The 22,050-nt window shown below is 73.3% G+C and carries 23 protein-coding genes; 17 read left to right on the top strand and 6 right to left on the bottom strand.

Annotated features, from left to right (window positions below; all coding sequences use genetic code 11):
• Positions 1 to 2: 2 nt before the first annotated feature.
• Positions 3 to 1,115 (bottom strand): glycoside hydrolase family 5 protein, encoded by a 1,113-nt coding sequence (locus ACN268_RS05530; protein ID WP_421482052.1) that lies wholly within the window; start codon positions 1,113 to 1,115, stop codon positions 3 to 5.
• Positions 1,116 to 1,302: 187 nt separating this feature from the next.
• Here ACN268_RS05530 and ACN268_RS05535 point away from each other — a divergent pair, with 187 nt between their 5' ends.
• Genes ACN268_RS05535 through ACN268_RS05545 form a run of 3 tightly spaced genes read left to right on the top strand, consistent with a single transcriptional unit; the run spans position 1,303 to position 3,221 of the window.
• A complete protein-coding gene (locus tag ACN268_RS05535; protein ID WP_421482053.1) occupies positions 1,303 to 2,445 on the top strand; it encodes an acyl-CoA dehydrogenase family protein in 1,143 nt (380 codons plus the stop codon).
• 9 nt (positions 2,446 to 2,454) lie between these two features.
• The gene (locus ACN268_RS05540) at positions 2,455 to 2,670 is read left to right on the top strand and encodes a DUF433 domain-containing protein (RefSeq protein WP_088647100.1); all 216 of its coding nucleotides are present in this window, start codon (positions 2,455 to 2,457) and stop codon (positions 2,668 to 2,670) included.
• 59 nt (positions 2,671 to 2,729) lie between these two features.
• Positions 2,730 to 3,221 (top strand): Lrp/AsnC family transcriptional regulator, encoded by a 492-nt coding sequence (locus ACN268_RS05545; protein WP_421482054.1) that lies wholly within the window; start codon positions 2,730 to 2,732, stop codon positions 3,219 to 3,221.
• 16 nt (positions 3,222 to 3,237) lie between these two features.
• On the opposite strand, the gene ACN268_RS05550 is transcribed toward ACN268_RS05545, so the two are convergent.
• Positions 3,238 to 3,804 (bottom strand): histidine phosphatase family protein, encoded by a 567-nt coding sequence (locus tag ACN268_RS05550; RefSeq protein ID WP_421482055.1) that lies wholly within the window; start codon positions 3,802 to 3,804, stop codon positions 3,238 to 3,240.
• A gap of 191 nt (positions 3,805 to 3,995) precedes the next feature.
• On the opposite strand from ACN268_RS05550, the gene ACN268_RS05555 reads away from it, so the two are divergent.
• Positions 3,996 to 4,187: a CsbD family protein gene (locus ACN268_RS05555; protein WP_088647084.1), complete on the top strand. Its 192-nt coding sequence runs from the start codon at positions 3,996 to 3,998 to the stop codon at positions 4,185 to 4,187.
• A 64-nt stretch (positions 4,188 to 4,251) separates the two neighbouring features.
• A complete protein-coding gene (locus tag ACN268_RS05560) occupies positions 4,252 to 4,587 on the top strand; it encodes a YnfA family protein (protein ID WP_421482056.1) in 336 nt (111 codons plus the stop codon).
• Positions 4,588 to 4,642: 55 nt separating this feature from the next.
• On the opposite strand, the gene ACN268_RS05565 is transcribed toward ACN268_RS05560, so the two are convergent.
• Entirely contained in the window at positions 4,643 to 6,049 is a 1,407-nt protein-coding gene (locus ACN268_RS05565) for a KamA family radical SAM protein (RefSeq protein ID WP_421482058.1), read from the bottom strand.
• A gap of 173 nt (positions 6,050 to 6,222) precedes the next feature.
• On the opposite strand from ACN268_RS05565, the gene ACN268_RS05570 reads away from it, so the two are divergent.
• The 9 genes from ACN268_RS05570 to ACN268_RS05610 all read left to right on the top strand — a co-directional run bounded on the left by ACN268_RS05570 (position 6,223) and on the right by ACN268_RS05610 (position 16,555).
• Positions 6,223 to 7,272, top strand: coding sequence for a zinc-binding alcohol dehydrogenase (locus ACN268_RS05570; RefSeq protein WP_357761254.1), 1,050 nt, complete (start codon positions 6,223 to 6,225; stop codon positions 7,270 to 7,272).
• Positions 7,273 to 7,277: 5 nt separating this feature from the next.
• Positions 7,278 to 8,843: an amidohydrolase gene (locus tag ACN268_RS05575; RefSeq protein WP_421482060.1), complete on the top strand. Its 1,566-nt coding sequence runs from the start codon at positions 7,278 to 7,280 to the stop codon at positions 8,841 to 8,843.
• A 64-nt stretch (positions 8,844 to 8,907) separates the two neighbouring features.
• The gene (locus ACN268_RS05580; RefSeq protein WP_421486816.1) at positions 8,908 to 10,467 is read left to right on the top strand and encodes a lysine 5,6-aminomutase subunit alpha; all 1,560 of its coding nucleotides are present in this window, start codon (positions 8,908 to 8,910) and stop codon (positions 10,465 to 10,467) included.
• 56 nt (positions 10,468 to 10,523) lie between these two features.
• Positions 10,524 to 11,276, top strand: coding sequence for an OAM dimerization domain-containing protein (locus tag ACN268_RS05585; protein ID WP_421486817.1), 753 nt, complete (start codon positions 10,524 to 10,526; stop codon positions 11,274 to 11,276).
• Positions 11,273 to 11,665: a hotdog domain-containing protein gene (locus tag ACN268_RS05590; protein ID WP_421482061.1), complete on the top strand. Its 393-nt coding sequence runs from the start codon at positions 11,273 to 11,275 to the stop codon at positions 11,663 to 11,665. The genes ACN268_RS05585 and ACN268_RS05590 overlap by 4 nt, the downstream gene beginning before the upstream one ends.
• Positions 11,662 to 13,008, top strand: a complete 1,347-nt coding sequence (locus ACN268_RS05595; RefSeq protein ID WP_421482062.1) for a glutamate mutase L — start codon at positions 11,662 to 11,664, stop codon at positions 13,006 to 13,008. Before ACN268_RS05590 ends, ACN268_RS05595 begins: the two co-directional genes overlap by 4 nt.
• 525 nt (positions 13,009 to 13,533) lie before the next feature.
• Complete coding sequence (lnt, locus tag ACN268_RS05600) at positions 13,534 to 15,129, top strand: apolipoprotein N-acyltransferase (RefSeq protein WP_421482063.1); 1,596 nt, start codon at positions 13,534 to 13,536, stop codon at positions 15,127 to 15,129.
• A gap of 22 nt (positions 15,130 to 15,151) precedes the next feature.
• Positions 15,152 to 15,925, top strand: coding sequence for a polyprenol monophosphomannose synthase (locus ACN268_RS05605; protein WP_421482065.1), 774 nt, complete (start codon positions 15,152 to 15,154; stop codon positions 15,923 to 15,925).
• A gap of 99 nt (positions 15,926 to 16,024) precedes the next feature.
• Complete coding sequence (locus ACN268_RS05610; RefSeq protein WP_421482066.1) at positions 16,025 to 16,555, top strand: FxsA family protein; 531 nt, start codon at positions 16,025 to 16,027, stop codon at positions 16,553 to 16,555.
• A gap of 55 nt (positions 16,556 to 16,610) precedes the next feature.
• Here ACN268_RS05610 and ACN268_RS05615 read toward each other — a convergent pair whose 3' ends face one another.
• Positions 16,611 to 16,952 (bottom strand): RNA polymerase-binding protein RbpA, encoded by a 342-nt coding sequence (locus ACN268_RS05615; RefSeq protein ID WP_007070998.1) that lies wholly within the window; start codon positions 16,950 to 16,952, stop codon positions 16,611 to 16,613.
• A gap of 241 nt (positions 16,953 to 17,193) precedes the next feature.
• Here ACN268_RS05615 and ACN268_RS05620 point away from each other — a divergent pair, with 241 nt between their 5' ends.
• Positions 17,194 to 19,278 carry a molybdopterin-containing oxidoreductase family protein gene (locus tag ACN268_RS05620; protein WP_421482067.1) on the top strand — a complete coding sequence of 695 codons (2,085 nt, stop codon included), beginning with the start codon at positions 17,194 to 17,196 and terminating at the stop codon, positions 19,276 to 19,278.
• Here ACN268_RS05620 and ACN268_RS05625 read toward each other — a convergent pair.
• Positions 19,263 to 19,430 carry a hypothetical protein gene (locus tag ACN268_RS05625; protein WP_421482068.1) on the bottom strand — a complete coding sequence of 56 codons (168 nt, stop codon included), beginning with the start codon at positions 19,428 to 19,430 and terminating at the stop codon, positions 19,263 to 19,265. The genes ACN268_RS05620 and ACN268_RS05625 overlap by 16 nt on opposite strands.
• On the opposite strand from ACN268_RS05625, the gene ACN268_RS05630 reads away from it, so the two are divergent.
• Positions 19,416 to 20,330 carry a molybdopterin dinucleotide binding domain-containing protein gene (locus ACN268_RS05630; RefSeq protein WP_421482069.1) on the top strand — a complete coding sequence of 305 codons (915 nt, stop codon included), beginning with the start codon at positions 19,416 to 19,418 and terminating at the stop codon, positions 20,328 to 20,330. The genes ACN268_RS05625 and ACN268_RS05630 overlap by 15 nt on opposite strands.
• Here the strand turns inward: ACN268_RS05630 and ACN268_RS05635 are convergent.
• The gene (locus ACN268_RS05635) at positions 20,315 to 21,442 is read right to left on the bottom strand and encodes a hypothetical protein (RefSeq protein WP_421482071.1); all 1,128 of its coding nucleotides are present in this window, start codon (positions 21,440 to 21,442) and stop codon (positions 20,315 to 20,317) included. The genes ACN268_RS05630 and ACN268_RS05635 overlap by 16 nt on opposite strands.
• 81 nt (positions 21,443 to 21,523) lie before the next feature.
• On the opposite strand from ACN268_RS05635, the gene ACN268_RS05640 reads away from it, so the two are divergent.
• On the top strand, positions 21,524 to 22,033 hold the full coding sequence (locus ACN268_RS05640; protein ID WP_421482072.1) for an NUDIX hydrolase: 510 nt from the start codon (positions 21,524 to 21,526) through the stop codon (positions 22,031 to 22,033).
• Positions 22,034 to 22,050 lie beyond the last annotated feature (17 nt).

Genomic DNA, 22,050 nt, shown 5'->3' on the forward strand with positions numbered 1-22,050 from the left:
GGTCAGCGCCGCAGCCGGGTGCGGATGAACGCTCCCGACTCGGTCAGCACGGCGGTGCCGGTGAAGTCGGTGCCGGCGCAGGTGCCCCGCCGGAACACCGCGTTGCTCTCCGGGCCGTCGGAGTAGCTCCACATCGAGTAGCTGATCTTCAGGCGTTGTAGCAGGTCCAGCCAGGTGGTGGCGCTGTCCAGGTCGTTGGGGCCGTCGCCGGTGAACGTCTGGGTGCCGAACTCGCTGACGAACAGCGGCAGGCTCCGGGCGGCCCGGGTCACCGTGTCGCGTTGCAGGTCCCGGTGGGACGCGGCGTAGAAGTGGAACGTGTACATGATGTTCCCGGCGTCGACCGGGTCGTCGGTCACCTCGGTCTCGTCGGCGCCCTCGGAGACACCGAGGGAGGAGAAGCCCCGGGTGCCGACCAGCACGACGCTGTCCGGGTCGGCGGCCCGGATCACCGGGATGACCTGCTCGGCGTAGCTCTTGATGGTGGCCCAGTCGACCCCGTTGGGTTCGTTGGCGATCTCCCAGAGCACATTGGTCCGTGCGGCGTGCCGGGCGGCGACCTCGGCGAAGAACGACCGGGCCCGGTCCAGGTTGACCAGCGGGTCGCCGGGGGTCAGGACGTGGAAGTCGACCACCACGTAGAGGCCCAGCGCGCTGGCGGTCTGCACCGCCTCGTCGACCCGGCGGGTGAAGCCGGCCGGGTCGGTTGCGAACCCTCCCTCCTGGACGTACATCGCCACCCGGACGAAGTCGGCCCGCCAGTCGGTGCGCAGCGCGGCCAGCGAGTCGGGGTTGAGGCAGTCAGGGAAGAACTGGAGGCCGTGGCTGCTCATCCCGCGCAGCTGGACCGGCTCGCCGGCCGCGTCGCACAGGTGCACCCCGCACACCCGCAGCCGGCCGTGCCGGTCCACCGGGGACCCGGCGGGCGCGGCGGCCGGCGTCGCGGTGGCGGGGGCCGGTGGCGGGGCGGGCGTCGCGGTGCCGGCCGGGCTGGTGGCGGCCGGTGGTGCGGCGTCGGTCTCGGCGTTCGCGGTGGGGACGGTCAGGGCCGCCCAGCCGGCGACGAGCGCGGCGAGGGCCACCGCCGTCGAGGTCAGTGCTGCGCGTCGGTGCATGGGGACTCCGGTCGGGCTCGTCGGGACCGGGGAAGGCGTCAGGTGGTACGTAACTGCGGCGGGCGCGGTTCACCGGGGTGCCGGCAGACGCCGGACTGGGCCCCGACCCGAACGACCGTTAAGCTTGCGGGGTGGCGCCCGACGGACGACGGGCGACGGCTCACCCACCTCTGGAGCTCATCGCGCTATGACTGTCGACCGCATCCTCCCCACCGACGAGGCCCACGACCTGCTCGACCTCGCCACCGAACTGGCCGACCGGGAACTCGCGCCCCGGGCCGCCGGTTTCGAGGAGCGCGCCGAGTTCCCCCGCGAGGTGCTGCGCACCCTGGGCCGGGCCGGCCTGCTGGGCCTGCCGTACGCCGAGGAGCACGGCGGCGCGGCCCAGCCGTACGAGGTCTACCTCCAGGTGCTGGAGATCCTCGCCGGCCGGTGGCTCGCGGTCGCCGAGGCGGTCAGCGTGCACACCCTGTCCTGCTACCCGCTCGCCGCGTTCGGCACCGACGCCCAGCGCAAGCTGCTGCCGGAGCTGGTGGGTGGGGAGCTGCTCGGGGCGTACTGCCTGTCGGAGCCGCAGGGCGGCTCGGACGCCGCCGCGTTGACCACCCGGGCGGTCCGCGACGGCGACGACTACCGGGTCACCGGGGTCAAGGCGTGGATCACGCACGCCCAGGTGGCGGACTTCTACAACGTGTTCTGCCGGACCGGCGGGCCGGGCCCGAAGGGCATCTCCTGCCTGCTGGCCGACCGGGGCACGCCGGGCATCGCCCCGCAGGCGGCCGAGCGGACGATGGGGCTGCGTTCGTCGCCGGTGGCGCAGATCGCCTTCGACGACGCCCGGGTGCCGGCCGAGCGGCTGATCGGCGGGGAGGGCGCGGGTTTCACCATCGCGATGTCGGCGCTGGACTCGGGGCGGCTGGGCATCGCGGCCTGTGCGGTGGGCCTGGCCCAGGCGGCGCTGGACTACGCGGTCGGCTACGCCCGCCAGCGGCAGCAGTTCGGCCGGTCGATCATCGACTTCCAGGGGCTGGGTTTCCTGCTGGCCGACGCGGCCACCCAGATCTCCGCCGCGCGGGCGTTGACCCTGGCGGCGGCCCGGCTGCGCGACGCCGGCCGGCCGTACTCGATCGAGGCGGCCAAGGCGAAGCTGTTCGCCACCGACGTGGCGATGCGGGTGACCACCGACGCGGTGCAGGTGCTCGGCGGGGCCGGGTACGTGGCCGACCACCCGGTCGAGCGGTACATGCGCGAGGCGAAGGTGCTCCAGATCGTCGAGGGCACCAACCAGATCCAGCGGCTGGTGATCTCCCGGGCGATGGCGAGGGACTAGCCTGTGCCGGTGACGTTTCCCCGGATCACCATCGACCCCGAGGTGATGGGCGGCGCGCCCTGCGTGCGGCAGTCCCGCGTCCCGGTGGCGACCCTGCTGGCGATGATGGCGGAGGGGATGTCGGTGACGGACATCCTCACCGATCTGCCCTTCCTCGACGAGGAGGATCTGGCCGAGGTGCTCAACTTCGCGGCGGACGCGGTGCGCGACCGGGCGGCCCGCTGAGCGTCACATCGGGCGGGACGTCGTCGCCAGGGGAGCGCTCCACCGGGTAGGTTGCACGGGTGGAGGAGATCGACCGTGCCATCGTCGCCGCGCTGACCGCCGACGGCCGCCTGTCGTACACGGACCTGGCGGAGAGGGTCGGCCTGTCGGTCTCGGCCGTGCACCAGCGGGTCCGCCGGCTGGAACAGCGCGGCGTGATCAACGGGTACACCGCCCGGGTGTCGTTCGAGGCGTTGGACCTGCCGATGACCGCGTTCGTGGCGATCCGGCCGTTCGATCCGTCGCAGCCGGACGACGCGCCGGAGCGGTTGGCCCACCTGCCCGAGATCGACTCCTGCTACTCGGTGGCGGGGGAGGACTTCTACCTGCTCCTGGTGCGGGTGGCCGGGCCGGCGGACCTGGAACGGGTGCTCCAGGAGATCCGCACCGCCGCGAACGTCACCACCCGCACCACGGTGGTGCTGTCCACGCCGTACGAGGGGCGTCCGCCGAAGGTGGCGGTGGGGGAGCTGCGGAGCCGTGGCCGCAGTGGCGCGGAGGCCCCGGCGTAGCTGCCGCCCCGTGCGCTCAGCGGCCGTTCCAGCGCAGGATCACCGGTCGGCCGTGTTCGTGGCCGAGCGCGCTGACGGTGGCGGTGTCCAGGCGTAGTTTGCCGCCGCCGGCGGCGGGCAGGCCGATCCACCGGGCACCGACGACCCGGAGCAGGTGGGCGTGCCCGACCAGCCCCACGTCGCCCCGGTCCAGCAGTGGCGTGACCCGGGCTAGCAGCCGGTCTACCCGGGCCCCGACCTGGTCGGGGGTCTCCCCGCCGGGGCAGCCGTCGGTCCAGAGGTCCCAGTCGGGGCGCTCGGTGCGGATGTCGGCGGTGGTGCGGCCCTCGTACTGGCCGTAGTTCCACTCGGTGAGGTCGTCGTCGGTGGCGTCGACGGTGAGGCCGGCGAGCTGCGCGGTGCGCAGGGCCCGTCGTCGGGGGCTGGCGAGCACGGTGGCGGGGCGCTGCCCGGTCAGCACCCCGGCCAGGGCGCGCGCCTGCCGTTCGCCGTCGGGGGTCAGCTCCAGGTCGGTGTACGAGGTGTGCCGTCGGCTGGCGCTCCACGTCGTCTCGCCGTGCCGGATCAGGATGATCTCGCTCATCCGCCCAGTCAACCAGCATCCGCCGGTCCCAGCCCGCCACCTATTGTCCTAGGATGCCCTAGAGATGGTGCGCCCCGGCGCACCCCTTCTGACCAGCGCCTGCGGCGCGGTTTTGTTTCGGGTCGGCCGGATCGGGGACGCCACCGGTACGGGGCAGCGGCTCCGTGACCGCCGCAGCGACAGGAGGCGACATGAGCTTCACCGACAAGGCGAAGAACAAGGCCCAGGAGCTGACCGGCGCCGCGAAGGAGCGGCTCGGCGACATGACCGACAACGAGCGGATGCGGGCCGAGGGCGCCACCGAGCAGAGCGAGGCGCGGGCCCGGCAGGCCGGCGAGCACGTCAAGGACGCTGGTCGGGACGTCCGGGACGCCATGCGGTGACGGTCCGCGCCGGTCGGGTGGCCCCCGGACCCGGTGCGGGGGCCACCCGGGTTAGCGTGCGGGCATGCTGGTCGCCCGTTCGCTGGTGTTGTTCGTCCTGGCCGCGCTCGCCGAGATCGGTGGGGCGTGGCTGATCTGGCAGGGCTGGCGGGAGCACCGGGGTCTGTGGTGGGTCGCCGCGGGGGTGCTCGCGTTGGGTGTCTACGGGTTCGTGGCGACGTTCCAGCCGGAGGCGAACTTCGGGCGCATCCTGGCCGCGTACGGCGGGGTGTTCGTGGCGGGGTCGCTGGCGTGGGGGGTGCTGGTCGACGGTTTCCGGCCGGACCGGTGGGACCTGGCGGGCGCGGCGATCTGCCTGCTCGGCGTCGCCGTGATCATGTACGCCCCGCGCGGGGCGTGACGGCCGTCGCCCCCGCGACCAGGTCCGGGTCACGGGGGCGACGGGGTGGTGCGGGTCAGTCGTCGCGGTGGGCGGCCCACCACTGCTGGCCGGCCTCGGGGAGGGTGTCGATCGGGTCGTAGTAGGCGTAGCGCTTGTTGAGCGCCTCCAGGTCGGCCGACTCGATGGAGGTGCGGTAGTTCTTGGTCCAGTAGGAGATGCCGCGTTCCCGGTCGTACTCGGTGAGCATGTGCACCCAGCGCTTGCCGACGAAGGGCACGTCGCAGACGATCCGGGGGGTGGCGTAGCCGGGCAGGTAGCCCATGATGTCGTGCTGGAGCTGCTGGGCGTGCCAGACGGGGACCCGCCAGTGCTCGGCGTTGGGGATCATGTCGCACATGTAGAAGTAGTACGGCAGGATGCCGGCCTCACCCTGCAGGGCGAAGCACAGGTCGAGCAGGTCGGGGGCGGTGGCGTTGACGCCGCGCATGAGCACGCCCTGGTTGCGCACGTCGCGGACGCCGACGTCGAGGGCGGTCTGGGCGGCCTTCGCGACCAGCGGGGTGATCGACTGGGCGTGGTTGACGTGGGTGTGGATGGCCAGGTTGACGCCGCGTCGGGCGGCGGTGCGGGCGACCCGTTCCAGGCCCTCGACGACGTCGTTCTGCAGCCAGTGCTGGGGCAGGCCCATCAGGGCCTTGGTGGCGAGCCGGATGTCGCGGACGGTCTCCAGTTCGAGCAGCCGCATCAGGTACGACTCGAGGTTGCGCCAGGGGACGTTGGCCACGTCGCCGCCGGAGACGACGACGTCACGGACGCCGGGGTGGGCCTTGAGGTAGGCGATGTGGGCGTCGTAGCGGTCGACGGGCTTGAGGGTGAGCTTGAGCTTGTCGACGGCGGGGGTGGAGTTGCCGACGAGGTCCATCCGGGTGCAGTGGCCGCAGTACTGGGGGCAGGTGGAGAGCAGTTCGGCGAGGACCTTGGTGGGGTAGCGGTGGGTGAGGCCCTCGGCGACCCACATGTCGTGTTCGTGCAGGGAGTCGCGGCTGGCGTAGGGGTGTGACGGCCAGTCGGTGCGCCGGTCGGCGGCGACGGGGATCATGTAGCGGCGGATGGGGTCGGCGCGGAACGCCTCGGTGGTCATCGGGGCGAACGGCACCATCGTGTTGATCATCTGGGGTGGGACCAGCATCGACATGGTGGCCAGGGCCTGCTGGTCGGCGGCGAGGTCGGTGTAGAAGCTCTCGTCGACGGTGTCGCCGAGGACGGCGCGGAGCTGCTTGGTGTTCTTGACGCAGTTGACGCGTTGCCACTGGGCGTTCTCCCACTGTTCGCGGGTGACGTCCCGCCAGCCGGGGAAGCGGGTCCAGTCGGGTTCGACCAGGGGGCTGCGGCGGTATTCGTAGGGCTGCCCGGCGGTCGGTACGGCTACCGGGGCGGGGCGGGGGCCGGGGATGGTCGCCATCGGTTGGGTCTGGGTCACGGCCCCTCCTCGTGGTGCGTGCGGCCGGGTTGACCGGCGGGCGATGATCGGTAGATCCGAAGGCTACTGGAAAATATCCGGCGAAGAAATTAGTCTGCCGTAAGTTTTCCCGCGATGCGAGTCCTGATCGGGGCTTCGGGCGGTGGAGAGGGGAGGTCGGCGTGACGTCACCTGTGGGTCTGCACCGTGTCGTGGAACCGGCGGGGGTGCTGCCGCAGGCGGCCTGGCGGTTGGACGCCGACCCGCGGATCGCCCCCAACGAGGTGCGCATCCGGGTGGAGCGGCTGAACCTGGACGCGGCGAGTTTCCGGCAGTTGGCGCAGAAGCACGGCGGGGACGGGGAGAAGGTCCGTGCCGAGGTGCTGGAGATCGTGTCGGCGCGGGGCAAGATGCAGAATCCGGTGACCGGGTCGGGTGGGATGCTGATCGGCACCGTGGAGGAGGCCGGCCGGCGGTCGCCGTTGGGGTTGGCGGTGGGTGACCGGGTGGCGACGTTGGTGTCGTTGACGCTGACCCCGCTCGTGATCCTCGACGGGTTGGCCCGCTGGGACGGGCGCAGCGAGCAGGTGCCGTGTGACGGGTACGCGATCCTGTTCGCGCGGTCGATCGCGGCGGTGTTGCCGGCGGATCTGCATCCGGAGTTGGCGTTGGCGGTGCTGGACGTGTGCGGGGCGCCGGCGTTGACGGCCCGGGTGGTCGCCGAGCAGGTGGCGCGGCGGGAGCGGGCGGGTGACGGGTCGCCGGTGACGGTGGCGGTGATCGGTGGGGCGGGTAAGAGCGGGTCGTTGTCGTTGGCGGCGGCGCGGCGGGCGGGTGCTGGTCGTACGGTGGGGGTGGTGCCGGTGGCGGCGGAGCGGGACGCGCTGGTGGCGGCCGGTCTGGCGTCGGTGGTGGCGTTGGCTGACGCCCGGGATCCGGTGGGGGTGTCGTCGGCGGTGACGACGGCGTTGGGTGGGCCGGCGGACGTGACGGTGGTGTGCGTGGACGTGCCGGGGTGTGAGCACGGCGCGGTGTTGGCCACGGCGGACGGCGGCACGGTGATCTTCTTCTCGATGGCGACGAGTTTCGCGGCGGCGGCCCTGGGCGCGGAGGGGTTGGCGGCGGACGTGACGATGCTGGTGGGCAACGGTTACGTGCCGGGTCACGCGGAGTTGGCGTTGGGGTTGGTGCGGTCGGAGCCGGGGGTACGTGGTCTCTTCGCGTCCCGGTTGGCGGCAGACTGAGTGCCATGACGAACCCCTCGACGTTGTACCGCGGTGGAGTGCTGCACTGTCCGGCGGAGCCGAGCGCGACGGCGCTGTTGGTGCGGGACGGGCGGATCGCCTGGTTGGGTGCGGACGCGGACGCGCCGGTCGCCGACCGGGTGGTGGAGCTGGGTGGGGCGCTGGTGACGCCGGCGTTCGTGGACGCGCACGTGCACGCCACGGACACCGGGTTGGTGTTGTCGGGCCTGGATCTGTCGTCGGTGCGGTCGGCGGCGGAGTTGCTGGATGCGGTGGCGGTGTTCGCGGCGGGTCTGCCGTCGGACGCGGTGGTGTTGGGGCACGGCTGGGACGAGTCGGGTTGGGTGGATGCGGCGTTGCCGGACGCGGCGGGGTTGGACCGGGCGGCGGGTGGCCGGCGGGTGTATCTGTCGCAGGCGTCGATCCATTCGGCGTTGGTGTCGCAGGCGTTGCTGGCGGCGTGTCCGCAGGTGGTGGAGCTGCCGGGTTTCGACGCGTCGGGGTGGTTGCGGCGGGACGCGCACCATGTGGTGCGGGCGGCGGCGCGGGCCGGGGTGACGCGGGGGCAGCGGGTGGCGGCGCAGCGGGTGGCGTTGGCGCGGGCGGCGTCGTTGGGGATCGGGGCGGTGCACGAGTGTGGTGGGCCGGAGATCTCCGACGAGGAGGATTTCACGGGTCTGTTGGGTCTGTCGGGTGCTGGTGTGCCGGAGGTGTACGGGTACTGGGGTGAGTTGTCGGGGGCGGCGCGGGCGCGGGAGTTGGGGGCGGTGGGTGCGGGTGGTGATCTGTTCGCGGACGGGGCGTTGGGGTCGCGTACGGCGCATCTGTCGGGGCCGTACCGCGATGGTGAGGGGTGTGGGCACGGGTATCTGAGCGCGGATCAGGTGCGTGATCATCTGCTGGACTGTGCGGCGCACGGGGTGCAGGGCGGGTTCCATGCGATCGGTGACGCGGCGATCGGGACGGTGCTGGCGGGTTTCGCGGGGGCGGTGGCGGTGTTGGGCACGGATCGGGTGCGGGCGGCCCGGCACCGGGTGGAGCATGCGGAGATCATGAGCAAGCGGTTGATCGCCGGGTTCGTGGAGTACGGGATCGTGGCGAGTATGCAGCCGGCGTTCGACCGGTTGTGGGGTGGTGCGGGCCGGATGTACGAGTCGCGGTTGGGGTTGGACCGGTCGTGGGAGTCGAACCCGATGGGGGCGATGCACTCGGTGGGGGTGGCGTTGGCGTTCGGGTCGGATTCGCCGGTGACGCCGCTGGATCCGTGGGGTTCGGTGCGGGCGGCGGCGGCGCACCACAATCCGGCGCAGCGGATGAGTGTGCGGGCGGCGTTCGCGGCGCACACCCGGGGCGGGTGGCGGGCGGTGCATCTGGACAACGAGGGTGTGATCGCCAAGGGGGCGCCGGCGACGTTCGCGGTGTGGGAGGCCCCGGCGGGGGTGGAGCGGGGGTTGCCGGTGGTGCAGTCCGACGATCCGGAGTTGCGGGGGCCGGGTGATCCGACGCCGTTGCCGGTGTGTCGGGCGACGGTGCTGCGCGGTGAGGTCATCTACGAGGAAGGCGTGTCGTGAGCGAGCGGACCATTGAGGTGCCGGCGCGGGTCCGTGCCGTCGTCGGGTGCGGCGGGTCGTCGTGGTGAGCGGGAAGCTCGACCTGGATCCGGTGCTGGTGGCGCGGGCGCGGGAGTTGGCGCGTCGGGCCGGGCAGCCGGTGGTGGAGTTGGCGCGTACCCACACCACGGTGTCGGTGGAGCGGGCGGTGCTGCGCCTGGCGGGGGTGGCGGGCGCGGACCCGGACGGTATTCCGTGGGTGAACCGCCTGGTGGACGCGGTGGTCGCGGACGTGGGTCTGGGGCACGGGGTGGCGGCGCCGGTGTTCGACGCGTTGGTGCGGGAGCAGTTGGACGACGTGACGTTGCTGGCGCAGAAGGCGGCGGCGGGTTCGGTGCGGTTCACGCTGCCCGCTGGCAGGGCTGCGACGGTGGCGCGTCGGGCGGCGCGCAGGGCGGTGGCTGCGGGTGTGCGGCGGATCGACAGGCGGCGGGCGGAGCGGGATCGCCTCGTGAAGCGGTACGGGGATCCGAAGCAGCGGCCGTGGATCTATCTGATCGTGGCGACGGGGGACATCTACGAGGACATTCCGCAGGCGCAGGCGGCGGCGCGGGCGGGTGCGGATGTGATCGCGGTGATCCGGTCGACGGGGCAGTCGTTGTTGGACTACGTGCCGGAGGGGGCGACCCGGGAGGGGTTCGCGGGTACGTACGCGACGCAGGAGAACTTCCGGTTGATGCGGGCGGCGTTGGACGAGACGTCGAGGGAGTTGGGCCGGTACGTGCGGTTGACGAACTACGCGTCGGGGTTGTGCATGCCGGAGATGGCGACGTTGGCCGGCCTGGAGCGGCTGGACATGATGCTCAACGATTCGATGTACGGGATTCTGTTCCGGGACATCAATCCGATTCGGACGTTCGTGGATCAGCGGTTCTCGCGGCAGGTGCACGCGCGGGCGGGGATCATCATCAACACCGGTGAGGACAATTACCTGACCACGGCGGATGCGGTGGACGAGGCGCACACGGTGACGGTGTCGCAGTTGCTCAACGAGTTCTTCGCGCACGAGGCGGGGTTGGCCGACGCCCAGTTGGGGTTGGGGCACGCGTTCGAGATCAATCCGGAGGTGCCGGAGTCGTTGCGGCTGGAGTTGGCGCATGCGTTGTTGGCGCGGGAGTTGTTCCCGGATGCGCCGTTGAAGTGGATGCCGCCGACGAAGCACATGACGGGGGACGTGTTCCGGGGGAATCTGTTGGACGGGTTCTTCAATCTGGTGGGGACGATGACGGGGCAGGGGATCCTGCTGGTGGGGATGATGACCGAGGCGGTGGTGACGCCGTGGTTGTCGGACCGGGACATCGCGTTGCAGAACGTGCGGTACGTGTTGGGTGCGGCGGGTGGGTTGCACGAGGATTTCGTGCCGGCGCCTGGTGGGTTCATCCAGCAGCGGGCGCACCGGGTGTTGGGTGAGGCGGTGGATCTGCTGGAGCGGATCGGGGACCAGTCGTTGTTGACGGCGATCGCCGAGGGCACGTTCGGGATCATGAAGCGGCCGGCGGACCGGGGCAAGGGCCTGTCCGGGGTGGCGCGGCACGAGGTGGACTACTACAACCCGGCCACGGAGATCCTGGAGCAGGCGGCATGAGTGAGCGCACCGAGCGCAGCGAGGGCCGCGAACCCATGCCCGGCCAGCGCAGCCTCATGAGTGAGAAGACGGTCGTGCGGCCGTACGGGGACACCACGGGTGACGGCATGGTGCAGGTGTCGTTCACATTGCCGGTGTCGCACGACAAGCGGGCCGAGGGTGCGGCGGTGCAGTTGGCGAACAAGATGGGCATCGATCCGGCGATGCTGGTGCACGCGAAGCCGATGAGTGACGGGTTCACGTTCTTCGTGGTGTACGGGCGGGTGAACCATCTGGTGGACCTGGCGGCGGTGCAGGTGGTGGAGCGGGATTATCCGTTGCTGTCGGCCAAGGAGGTCAACGCGGTGGTGAAGCGGCGGTTGCGTCGCAAGCTGTCGGTGGTGGGGGCGTGTATCGGCACGGACGCGCACACGGTGGGTATCGACGCGATCCTGAACGTGAAGGGTATCGCCGGGGAGAAGGGCCTGGAGTACTACCGGGAGTTGAAGGTCACCAATCTGGGTGCGCAGGTGAGTGTGCCGGAGTTGGTGGAGGCGGCGCGGCGGGAGCGGGCGGATGCGGTGCTGGTGTCGCAGGTGGTGACGCAGCGGGACGCGCATCTGCACAACACGCGGGAGATGTCGGCGGCGTTCCGGGAGGCGATGCCGGCGGGGAGGCGGCCGTTGCTGATCGTGGGTGGGCCGCGGTTCGACGAGACGATGACCGCGGAGCTGGGGGTGGACCGGATCTTCGGTCGGGGTACCACGCCGGGTGAGGTGGCGTCGTACCTGGTGCATGCGTTGGTGACGGACAGGGAGGCGCGGGGATGAGTGACGAACGGTTGGGGTTGACGGTGACGCACCGGCGGTACGTGCCGTACGCGCATGCCCACTATGCGGGGAACCTGGTGGACGGGGCGTACGTGTTGGGGTTGTTCGGGGACGTGGCGACGGAGGTGTGTATCCGTACCGATGGTGACGAGGGGTTGTTCGCGTCGTACTCGGATGTGCAGTTCGTGTCGTCGGTGCGGGCGGGTGACTTGGTGGAGGTGACGGCGACGGTGGTGCGGGTGGGTACCCGCAGCCGGGGGATCGACTTCGTGGCGCGGGTGGTGTGCCGGGGTCGTCCGGAGCGGGGTGGGTCGGCGGCGGAGGTGTTGGCGGAGCCGGTGGTGGCGGTGACGGCGACGGGCACCGTGGTCGTTCCGGCGGCGGCGTGAGGCTGGCGGTCTGCGCCGACGTCGGGTCGACCTGGACGAAGGCGGCGGTGGTGGATCTGGACGCGGGCCGGCTGGTGGGGGCGGCGTCGGCGCCCACGTCGGTGGGCACGGATGTGCTGCACGGGTTGGACGCGGCGGTGGGTGCGGCGGCCGACGGGGCCGGCGTGGGGCCGGCCGGGGTGCTGCCGTGGTACGTGTGTTCGTCGGCGGGTGGCGGGTTGCGGCTGGCGGTGGTGGGTTACGAGCCGTTGGTGACCGCGCAGGCGGGTCGGCGGGTGGGGTTGTCGGCGGGCGCGAACGTGGTGCACGTGGCGGCGGGCCGGTTGGGGGCGGCGGAGCTTTCGGCGGTGCGGGCGGCCCGCCCGGACGTGGTGTTGCTGGTGGGTGGCACCGACGGTGGGGACGTCGACACGGTGACGCACAACGCGACCCGGTTGGCGCGGGCGCGGTGGCGGGTGCCGGTGGTGCTGGCGGGCAATGTGGAGGTGCGGGACGCGCTGCGGGGGGTGTTGGCGGCGGCGGGGGTGCCGGTGACGGTGGCGGACAACGTGCTGCCCCGGATCGGGGTGTTGGCGCCGGTGTCGGCGCGGGCGGCGATCCGGGAGGTGTTCCTGCGGCACGTGATCGGGGGGAAGCGGTTGTCGCGGGGGGCCCGGTTCGGCCGGTTGGTGCGGGCGGCGACCCCGGATGCGGTGTTGACGGGGGTGGAGGTCCTCGCCGACGTGGTGGGTGGTGACCTGGTGGTGGTGGACGTGGGTGGGGCGACGACCGACGTGTATTCGGTGTTGACGCCGGACGAGCGGGCCGACGGGCCGGGTCGGGAGGTGGCGGGGTCGCTGTGGCGGGCCCGCACGGTGGAGGGTGATCTGGGGATGCGGTGGAGCGCGCCGGGGGTGGTGCGGGCGGCGGTGGAGGAGCGGCTGCTCGATGCGGTGGAGCAGGAGGCGTTGGGGGTGGCGGCGGCGGTGCGGGCGGCCGATCCGGGGTTCCTGCCGGTCGACGGCCGGGACCGGGTGGTGGAGGGGCGGATCGCGGCGTTGGCGGCGACGGTGGCGTTGCGGCGGCATGCCCGGGGTGCGGCGACGGGTGAGCGGGCGGGGCGGGATCTGCGGGACGTGCGGTTGCTGGTGGGTTCCGGTGGTGTGTTGCGTCACGCTGACGCGGGGGCGGCGGTGGGCGTGTTGACGCAGGTGTTGACCGATCATGCCGGGGGGTGGCCGTTGCCGCGGGCGGCGCGGCCGGTGGTGGACGTGGATTACGTGCTGGCTGCCGGGGGGTTGCTCGCCGCGGAGCATCGGGCGGCGGCGGGGGCGTTGCTGCGGCGGCATCTGGGTGGGGATTGAGACCCGCCGACGCGACACGCCGGGTCGGCGGGTGCGACTGGCCGTGGGTGGGTTGACAGCGGCGGGGGTGTAGGCCGTACCGTCTTTGAGTCCTACTACGGGAAGCGGCTGTTGTTCGCTTCGTCCCTTCGTCCGCTGGCCGAGCGACATTGTTGGTGCATCGCGTCGCGGCGGCCAGGTCCAGCGGGCGGGGGTCGGCGGGGCGGCGCGAACCGGCCGCGGTTACCGGTGTACGGGCAGGGTGAGGGGCACGGCCAGTAGACAACGGCCAGGCGGGGGCAGCCAGTCCACCGTCGGGTCGGTCCGAAGGTCGGCGCCGCTCATTCTCGCCCCACCGGCCGGGAAGGGCCTGGGAGCATCGGGGCGCGGCTTAGGCCGCGCCCCGATTTCGTGTCCGCCCACCACGACCGGTCCCCGGATCAGGGCGGGTGGGGGCGGGGTGACCTCGGTCGGTTCGGGCTCGGTGGTCTCGGGGTGGCGGGGTGGGGCGGGTAGCCTTCGGCCCGTGATCGTGGTGAGGTGCCGGTGACGACGCTCGACCGGGATGAGACGCGTACCCCGACCGTGGTGCGGCCGGTGCGGTCGCCGTTGCCGTTGCGGGTGGCGGTGCCGGTGGCGGTGGCCGCCGGGCTGGCGTTGCTGGTGGCGTTCCCGCCGTACGGCTGGTGGCCGTTGGCGGCGGTCGGGGTGGCCGGGTTGGCGGCGGCTACGCACCGGCGTCGGCTGCGCGCGGGCGCCGGGTTGGGTTTCCTGACCGGGGTGGCGTTGTTCGGGCCGCTGCTGGCGTGGACGAACCTGCACACCGGGCTGCTGCCGTGGGTGCTGCTGTCGCTGTTGCAGGCCGGCTACCTGGCGCTGTTGGGTGCGGCGACGGCGTGGGTGTCGCCGGTGGTGGACCGGTGGCGGTGGGCGTGGCCGCCGGTGACCGGGGTGTTGTGGGTGGGGCAGGAGGCGCTGCGGGACCGTACCCCGTTCGGGGGTTTCCCGTGGGGGCGGCTGGCGTTCGGTCAGGATGCGTCGCCGCTGCTGGGGTGGGCGTGGTTGGGGGGTGCGCCGCTGGTCACCGCGGTGGTGGCGGTGGTCGGCGGGTTGCTGCTGGTGGCGGTGTGGCGGCGGTGGCCGGGGGTGCGGTGGCAGCCGGTGGCCGGGGTGGCGGCGGGTGTGGTGGCGCTGGTGGCGGTGGGGTGGCTGGTGCCGTCGGGGGCCGGCACGGGGGGCCGTACGGTGCGGGTGGCGATCGTGCAGGGCAACGTGCCCCGGTTGGGTCTGGACTTCAACGCCCAGCGGCAGGCGGTGCTGAACAACCACGTCGACGCGACGTTGAAGTTGGCGGAGCGCGTCGGTGCGGGTGTCGAGCGGCGTCCCGACCTGGTGGTGTGGCCGGAGAACTCCTCGGACATCGACCCGTTGCGTAACGCCGCGGCCGGGGCGCGGATCTCGCAGGCCGCCGACGCGATCGGCGCGCCGATCCTGGTCGGTGCGGTGCTCGCCGGCCCGGGTGAGGGTGAGGTCCGTAACGCGGGCATCCTGTGGCGGCCGGGTGGCGGGCCGGATCTGGGTCAGGTGTACACGAAGCGGCATCCGGTGCCGTTCGCCGAGTACGTGCCGATGCGGTCGTTGGCGCGTGCGGTGTCCAAGCAGGTGGACCGGGTGCGGGCCGATTTCGTGCCGGGGGCGTCGCCGGGGGTGGTCGATGCGGGTGCGGTGGTGCTCGGGGACGTGATCTGTTTCGAGGTGGCCTACGACGGGCTGGTGCGCGACACCGTCGACGGTGGGGCGCAGCTGCTGGTGGTGCAGACGAACAACGCCACGTTCGATGTGGCGGAGGCCCGGCAGCAGTTGGCGATGGTGCGGTTGCGGGCGGTGGAGCACGGTCGTGCGGCGTTGATGGCCTCGACGGTGGGGGTGTCCGGGTTCGTCGCCCCGGACGGGCGGGTAAGCGACGCCACCGGGTTCAACACCCGGGCGGTGGTGGTGCGGGACGTGACGCTCGCCGAGGGGCGTACCCCGGCCACCCGGGCCGGACGGTGGCCGGAGGTGGCGTTGGCCGGGCTGGCGGTCGTGGCGCTGGTTGTCGCGGGGGCGTTGCGGCGTCGCCGGGAGGTCACCGCCGCCGGGTGAGCCGGCAGGAACGGGGGAGACGGTGGGCGAGGCAGCCGGGGGACAGCCGGGGGTGGGCCGGGTGCTGGTGGTCATCCCCACCTACAACGAGGCCGACAACGTCGCCGACGTGGTGGCCCGGGTGCGCCGGGCCGCGCCGGCGGTGGACGTGCTGGTCGCCGACGACAACAGCCCCGACGGTACGGGGACGTTGGCGGAGGCGATGGCCGGCACCGACGCTCAGGTGCACGTGCTGCACCGGCCCGGCAAGCAGGGGTTGGGGGCGGCGTACCTGGCCGGGTTCGGGTGGGCGCGGCAGCACGGCTACGACGCGGTGGTGGAGATGGACGCCGACGGCTCGCACGCCCCGGAGGACCTGCCGGCGTTGTTGGCGGCGGCCCGGGACGCCGACGTGGTGATCGGGTCGCGGTGGGTGGGTGGGGCGCGGGTGGTGAACTGGCCGTGGCGGCGGCTGCTGCTGTCGCGGTGCGGGAACCTGTACGCGCGGATGGCGTTGGGGATGCCGGTGTCGGATGCGACAGGCGGGTTCCGGGTGTACCGGTTGTCGGCGTTGCGGGCGATGCGGCTGGAGTCGGTGTGTTCGCAGGGGTACTCGTTCCAGGTGGAGTTGTCGCGGTTGGCGCACCGGGCGGGGGTGCGGATCGTGGAGGTGCCGATCACGTTCGTGGAGCGGGAGCGGGGGGCCAGCAAGATGAGTCCGCTGATCGTGGCCGAGGCGTTGTGGCGGATCACCACCTGGGGGTTGCGGGACCGGCGGCCGGTGCGGTGGCGTCGCGGTCACGACCGGTGGCCGTGAGTGGGGGCGTGGCATGCTGGAGGAGCGGGCCTGTCGCCCCGCGGGCATTGTCCGGCCGGTGGCGGTGAGCGGGTTGCCGCGCGACGCGGATGAGGTGAGATGCGCCGATACCTGAGGTTCGTGCCACCGGCCCTGCTGCTGGCGGTGGTGGCGGAGTTGGCCGTGTTCATCGGGGTGGGCCGGGCCGTCGGGTTCGGTGCGGCGGTGCTGCTGGTGTTCGCCGCGTCCCTGCTGGGGCTGGTGTTGCTGCGCCGGGAGGGGATGCGCGCCTGGCGGGGGTTCCGCACGTCGGTGGAGTCCCGGCAGCCGCCGGGCCGGCAGGTGACCGACGGGCTGGTCGGGTTGGCCGGTGCGTTGCTGCTGGCGATTCCCGGCCTGCTCAGTGGGCTGGTGGGGGTGTTGCTGCTGGTGCCGCCGGTGCGCCGGTTGGCGCGTGCCGGGGTGCAGCGGGCCACCGAGCGTCGGGTGTCGTCGATGGTCGCCGGTGACCTGTTCGGTCCGCGGACGGTGCGGGTGCGGCGGGGGGAACCGGCCGGCGCGCCGCCGGCCGAGCAGGATGTGGTGGCCGCGCAGGTGGTCGACGAGGGTCGGGCCATCGAGGGGGAGATCGTGGAGCCCCGCCGGCCCTGAACCGGACACGACGACGCCCCCGGGAGGTCCCGGGGGCGTCGTCGTCGCGGTGGGGTCAGGCGCGGCCGCGGCGGGTGCGGACCTCCTGGAGCCGTTCGGCGAGGATGTCCTCCAGCTCGGCGATGGACCGCCGCTCCAGGAGCATGTCCCAGTGGGTGCGCGGCGGCTTGGCCTTCTTCTGTTCCGGTTCGGTGCCGTCGACGAGCCGGGCGACGCTGCCGTCGAACTTGCATTCCCAGGTGGTGGGGACCTCGGCGTCGACGGCGAACGGCACCTCGAACTGGTGGCCCTTGGCGCAGAGGTACTCGCGGGTCTGGCGCGGCGCGAGCTCGGTGTTGCGGTCGGATTCGTAGCTGACCGCGCCCAGCCGGCTACCGCGCAGCATGCGCTCGCCCATGTTCGACTTCCCCTCGCTCGTGGTGCTGGTCTTCCGGTGTAACGGCCGGTCACCGCCGGGGCATTCCCGCCCCGACGGGTGGGACGACCCCCGCAAGGGTAGCCGGCCACCACACCGACCCGGCGGGTTCGTCCCGGCCGGGTCGACATCGGTGTGTGCACCGCGATGGTAGCCGCCGCCGGATGCGGTGGCAGCGGTGACGGGCCGTTGCGGGGCGGCCGGTGACGATAGCATCCGCGGCATGGCCACCACCGTGCATCCCGGCGCGTGCCCCCTGGACTGCCCCGACACCTGCGTGTGGCAGCTCACCGTCACCGACGGTCGACCGGTGGCGCTGCGCGGCGACCAGGAGCATCCGTTCACCCGGGGCGCGTTGTGCGGCAAGGTGAACCGGTACCTCGACGCGGTCACCGGGCCGGACCGGCTGACCACTCCGCTGGTGCGGGTCGGCCCGAAGGGTGTCGGGCCGGTGTCGTACCGGCCGGCCGGCTGGGACGAGGCGGTCCGTCGGGTCGCCGACGGGCTGCGCGCCAGCATCGACGTGCACGGCCCGGAGTCGGTCCTGCCCTACTACTTCGCCGGCACGATGGGGTTGGTGCAGGGCTGGTCGATGGGGCCGCGGCTGTTCGCGCACCTGGGGGCGTCGCGGCTGCGGACCACCATCTGCACGGCCGCGTCCCGGGCCGCCCTGTCGTCGGTCTACGGCGGGTCCGTCGGTTTCGAACCGGAGTCGGTGGTCGAGGCGAAACTGGTCGTCCTGTGGGGGGCGAACCTGCTCTCCACCAACCTGCACCACTGGCCGTTCGTGCGGCAGGCCCAGCAGCGCGGCGCCCACGTCGTCACCATCGACCCGCTGCGCACCGACACCGCCGCCCGCAGCGACACGCACGTCGCGCCGCTGCCCGGTACCGACGCCGCGCTCGCCCTGGGGTTGATGCGGCACATCCGGGATCTCGGCGCGGTCGACCTGCCGTGGGTGGCCGCGCACACCGTCGGCTGGGACCGGTTGCAGGCCCGCCTCGACGAGTGGCCGGTGACCCGCGCCGCCGCCGAGTGCGGTCTCGACGTCGAAGTGGTGCGGGACCTCGGCGAGCGGATCGCCACCACCCGCCCCACCGCCATCCGCATCGGGTTGGGTCTGCAGCGGCACGCCGGGGCCGGGCAGGCGGTCCGGGCGATCGCGGCGATCCCCCTGCTCACCGGGGACTTCCGGTATCCCGGCGGTGGGGCGTTGGCCACCACCAGCGGGCACCACCGCATCGACGCCGACCGGGTCGCCCGGCCCGCCGGGATGCCCGCCCCGCCGGCCCGGTCGATCAACATGAGTCGGCTCGCCGCCGCGCTCACCGACGAGGCCGACCCGCCGGTCACCGCGCTGGTGGTCTTCGACACCAACCCGGTCGCGACCGTCCCCGACCAGAACCGGCTGCGTCGCGGCCTGACCCGCGCCGACCTGTTCACGGTGGTGCTGGAGCAGCGCTGGACCGACACCTGCGACTTCGCCGACGTGGTGCTGCCGGCCACCATGCAGCCGGAACACCTCGACCTGCACACCTCCTACGGCCACCACTACGCCACCCTGAACCGGCCGGTGCTCGACCCGCCGGGGCAGGCGCTGCCCAACACGGAGATCTTCCGGCGGATCGCCGCCGCGCTCGGGTTGGACCATCCCCGGCTGCGCGACAGCGACGAGGACCTGGCACGGCAGCTGCTCGACGGCACCGGCGTCGACTACGACGAGTTGACCCGCCGGACGTACGTGCGGGCCACCGGTGTGCCCGTCGGTTCCGCCCCGTACGCCGAGGGTGGGTTTCCCAGCCACGACGGGCGGGCCCGGTTCCACGATCCGCGGTTGACCGGGCAGGGCGTCGACCCGCTCGTCGGGTACACGCCGCCGGTGGAGGTGGCCGACGCCGCGCTGGCCCGCCGGTTCCCGCTGGCGTTGATCTCCCCGGCCGGCCGGTTCTTCCTCAACTCGACGTTCGCGTCGCTGCCGTGGCACCGCAGCCGCACCGGTCCGCCCCGCATCCACCTGCATCCCGTCGACGCCGCCGCCCGGGGCCTGACCGACGGCGACCCGGCGCGGGTGCACAACGACCGGGGGGAGTTCCTGGCCACCGTCGCCGTGGACGACGCCACCCGCCCGGGGCTGGCGTTCACCTACAAGGCGTACTGGGCGCGGTTGAGTCCCGGCGGCAGCACCGTCAACGCGGTCACCGGGGTCCGTGACACCGACCTCGGTGGTGGGCCGACGTTCCACGACACCCGGGTCGAGGTGCAGGCCGCCCCGACCGGCACGATTCAGCCCGATCAGCCCGGCGACTGAGCGCTGATCCGCGCCAACGCGGTGGCCAGGTCGCTGACCTGGTCGGCGAGTTGAGCGGCACGGCGTTGGGCGGCGTCCCGGTCAGCCAGCGCCCGGTCCAGCTCGGCCAGTCGGGCCCGGTCGGCGGCCGACGCCTGGTGCGCCCGCGCCACCTCGGCGCGGGCCTGCGCAAGCTCGGTGGTCAGGGCGTCCACCCGGGCCAGCGCTGGACCGACACCTGCGACTTCGCCGACGTGGTGCTGCCGGCCACCATGCAGCCGGAACACCTCGACCTGCACACCTCCTACGGCCACCACTACGCCACCCTGAACCGGCCGGTGCTCGACCCGCCGGGGCAGGCGCTGCCCAACACGGAGATCTTCCGGCGGATCGCCGCCGCGCTCGGGTTGGACCATCCCCGGCTGCGCGACAGCGACGAGGACCTGGCACGGCAGCTGCTCGACGGCACCGGCGTCGACTACGACGAGTTGACCCGCCGGACGTACGTGCGGGCCACCGGTGTGCCCGTCGGTTCCGCCCCGTACGCCGAGGGTGGGTTTCCCAGCCACGACGGGCGGGCCCGGTTCCACGATCCGCGGTTGACCGGGCAGGGCGTCGACCCGCTCGTCGGGTACACGCCGCCGGTGGAGGTGGCCGACGCCGCGCTGGCCCGCCGGTTCCCGCTGGCGTTGATCTCCCCGGCCGGCCGGTTCTTCCTCAACTCGACGTTCGCGTCGCTGCCGTGGCACCGCAGCCGCACCGGTCCGCCCCGCATCCACCTGCATCCCGTCGACGCCGCCGCCCGGGGCCTGACCGACGGCGACCCGGCGCGGGTGCACAACGACCGGGGGGAGTTCCTGGCCACCGTCGCCGTGGACGACGCCACCCGCCCGGGGCTGGCGTTCACCTACAAGGCGTACTGGGCGCGGTTGAGTCCCGGCGGCAGCACCGTCAACGCGGTCACCGGGGTCCGTGACACCGACCTCGGTGGTGGGCCGACGTTCCACGACACCCGGGTCGAGGTGCAGGCCGCCCCGACCGGCACGATTCAGCCCGATCAGCCCGGCGACTGAGCGCTGATCCGCGCCAACGCGGTGGCCAGGTCGCTGACCTGGTCGGCGAGTTGAGCGGCACGGCGTTGGGCGGCGTCCCGGTCAGCCAGCGCCCGGTCCAGCTCGGCCAGTCGGGCCCGGTCGGCGGCCGACGCCTGGTGCGCCCGCGCCACCTCGGCGCGGGCCTGCGCAAGCTCGGTGGTCAGGGCGTCCACCCGGGCCAGCGCGGCGGCCAGTTCCTCCCCGGCGCGGGCGGTCCGCGCGGCGGCCTCCTCGCGGGCGGCGTCGGCGTCGCGGCGGGCCTCCTGCGTCGCGGCCTGCGCCTGCCGGGCCTGGTCGGCGGCGGCGGTGGCGTCGGCGCGGGCCGCCGTGGCGGCGGCCTGCGCCTGCCGGGTCTCCTGGCGGGCGGCGGTGGCGTCGGCGACGGCCCGCTGCGCGTCGGCGGCGTGCCGGGCGGCGTCGGCGCGGGCGGCGTCCCGGTCGACGGTCAGGTCGGCGGCGAGCTGCCGGGCGTTGTCCCGTTCGGCGCGCAGGGTCCGCAGCTCGTGGCGGGCGGCGTCGCGGTCCCGTTCGGCCTGCACCCGCAGCGCCTGGGCGGCGGCGGCGTCGCGGCGGGCCGTGTCGGCGGCGGTGAGCGCCTGGTCGGCCTGTTCCCGGGCGGCGGCGGCGCGGGTGTCGGCCTGCTCGGCGCGCTGCTGCGCCGCGTCGGCCGAGGCGAGCGCGGCCCGGGTCTCCTGCCGGGCGCGGGCGGTGTCGGCGGCGGCCGTCTCGGCGGCCTCGCGGGCCTCGTCGCGGGCGGTGTGCGCGGCGGCGATCTCGGTGGCGGCGTCGGCGCGGGCCTGGGCGAGCTGCCGCTGCACCCCCGCCGGGGACAACTCGGCGTGCAACGCCTCGGTGAGGGTTTCCACCACCTGGTCGAGCCGGTCGACGACCTCCCAGGTGCGGGCCACCTGGCCGGGGAGTCCGGGGGCGTTGCGGTGGCGCATCCGCGAGTTACGCGACGCCCGCTGGCAGGCGCCGTCGTTGTCCCGGCAGTACCGGAACGGGCGTCCCGCACCGGCACGTTGCGGGACGTCACGTCCACAGTACGCGCAGGGACGCAGGTCGGCGGGGGTGGTGGGCTGCGGGTCCATCGACGGGGAAGTCTAGAGGCTGCCCGGGCACGCCACCGCAACCGGTACGACCCGCGCCGCCGGGACCGTTACGGTGGGCCGGTGGCCGTCTCCCCGTACATCGTGAAGTTGCGCGCCCACGTCGGACACGACCTGCTGCTGCTGCCCGGGGTGACCGGGGTGGTCCACGACGACGCCGGTCGGGTGCTGCTGGCCCGCCGTAGCGACAACGGCCGCTGGTCGCTGCCGGCCGGCGTCGTCGACCCGGGTGAGCAGCCCGCCGACGCGGTCGTGCGGGAGGTGTGGGAGGAGACCGGGGTGCGGGTCGTCGTCGACCGGCTCGCCGGGGTCGCCACCCACCCGGTGGTCTACCCCAACGGCGACGCCTGCGAATACCTCAACGTGTGGTTCCGGTGCCGGCCGGTCGGTGGGCGGCCCCGCGCCGACGGCGACGAGTCCACCGAGGTGGGCTGGTTCGCCCCCGACGCGCTGCCGCAGCTGGACGAGTGGGCGCGGCTGCGGTTGGACACCGCCGCCGCCCCCGACGCCGCCCCCTGGTACGCGCGCCCCGGGCAGCGGCATCCCGCCCTGTGCCGACCCGACGCGCTGTGACCCGCGTGCCTGCCGGC

This window comes from Micromonospora sp. WMMD735, from assembly GCF_049178995.1.
Classification (GTDB): domain Bacteria; phylum Actinomycetota; class Actinomycetes; order Mycobacteriales; family Micromonosporaceae; genus Micromonospora; species Micromonospora wenchangensis.

Bases quoted from the DNA above. Each gene is read 5' to 3' on its own strand.
- ACN268_RS05530 (WP_421482052.1), bottom strand. From the start codon at position 1,115: ATGCACCGACGCGCAGCACTGACCTCGACGGCGGTGGCCCTCGCCGCG.
- ACN268_RS05535 (WP_421482053.1), top strand. From the start codon at position 1,303: ATGACTGTCGACCGCATCCTCCCCACCGACGAGGCCCACGACCTGCTC.
- ACN268_RS05550 (WP_421482055.1), bottom strand. From the start codon at position 3,804: ATGAGCGAGATCATCCTGATCCGGCACGGCGAGACGACGTGGAGCGCC.
- ACN268_RS05555 (WP_088647084.1), top strand. From the start codon at position 3,996: ATGAGCTTCACCGACAAGGCGAAGAACAAGGCCCAGGAGCTGACCGGC.
- ACN268_RS05560 (WP_421482056.1), top strand. From the start codon at position 4,252: ATGCTGGTCGCCCGTTCGCTGGTGTTGTTCGTCCTGGCCGCGCTCGCC.
- ACN268_RS05575 (WP_421482060.1), top strand. From the start codon at position 7,278: ATGACGAACCCCTCGACGTTGTACCGCGGTGGAGTGCTGCACTGTCCG.
- ACN268_RS05585 (WP_421486817.1), top strand. From the start codon at position 10,524: ATGAGTGAGAAGACGGTCGTGCGGCCGTACGGGGACACCACGGGTGAC.
- ACN268_RS05590 (WP_421482061.1), top strand. From the start codon at position 11,273: ATGAGTGACGAACGGTTGGGGTTGACGGTGACGCACCGGCGGTACGTG.
- ACN268_RS05610 (WP_421482066.1), top strand. From the start codon at position 16,025: ATGCGCCGATACCTGAGGTTCGTGCCACCGGCCCTGCTGCTGGCGGTG.
- ACN268_RS05615 (WP_007070998.1), bottom strand. From the start codon at position 16,952: ATGGGCGAGCGCATGCTGCGCGGTAGCCGGCTGGGCGCGGTCAGCTAC.
- ACN268_RS05620 (WP_421482067.1), top strand. From the start codon at position 17,194: ATGGCCACCACCGTGCATCCCGGCGCGTGCCCCCTGGACTGCCCCGAC.
- ACN268_RS05635 (WP_421482071.1), bottom strand. From the start codon at position 21,442: ATGGACCCGCAGCCCACCACCCCCGCCGACCTGCGTCCCTGCGCGTAC.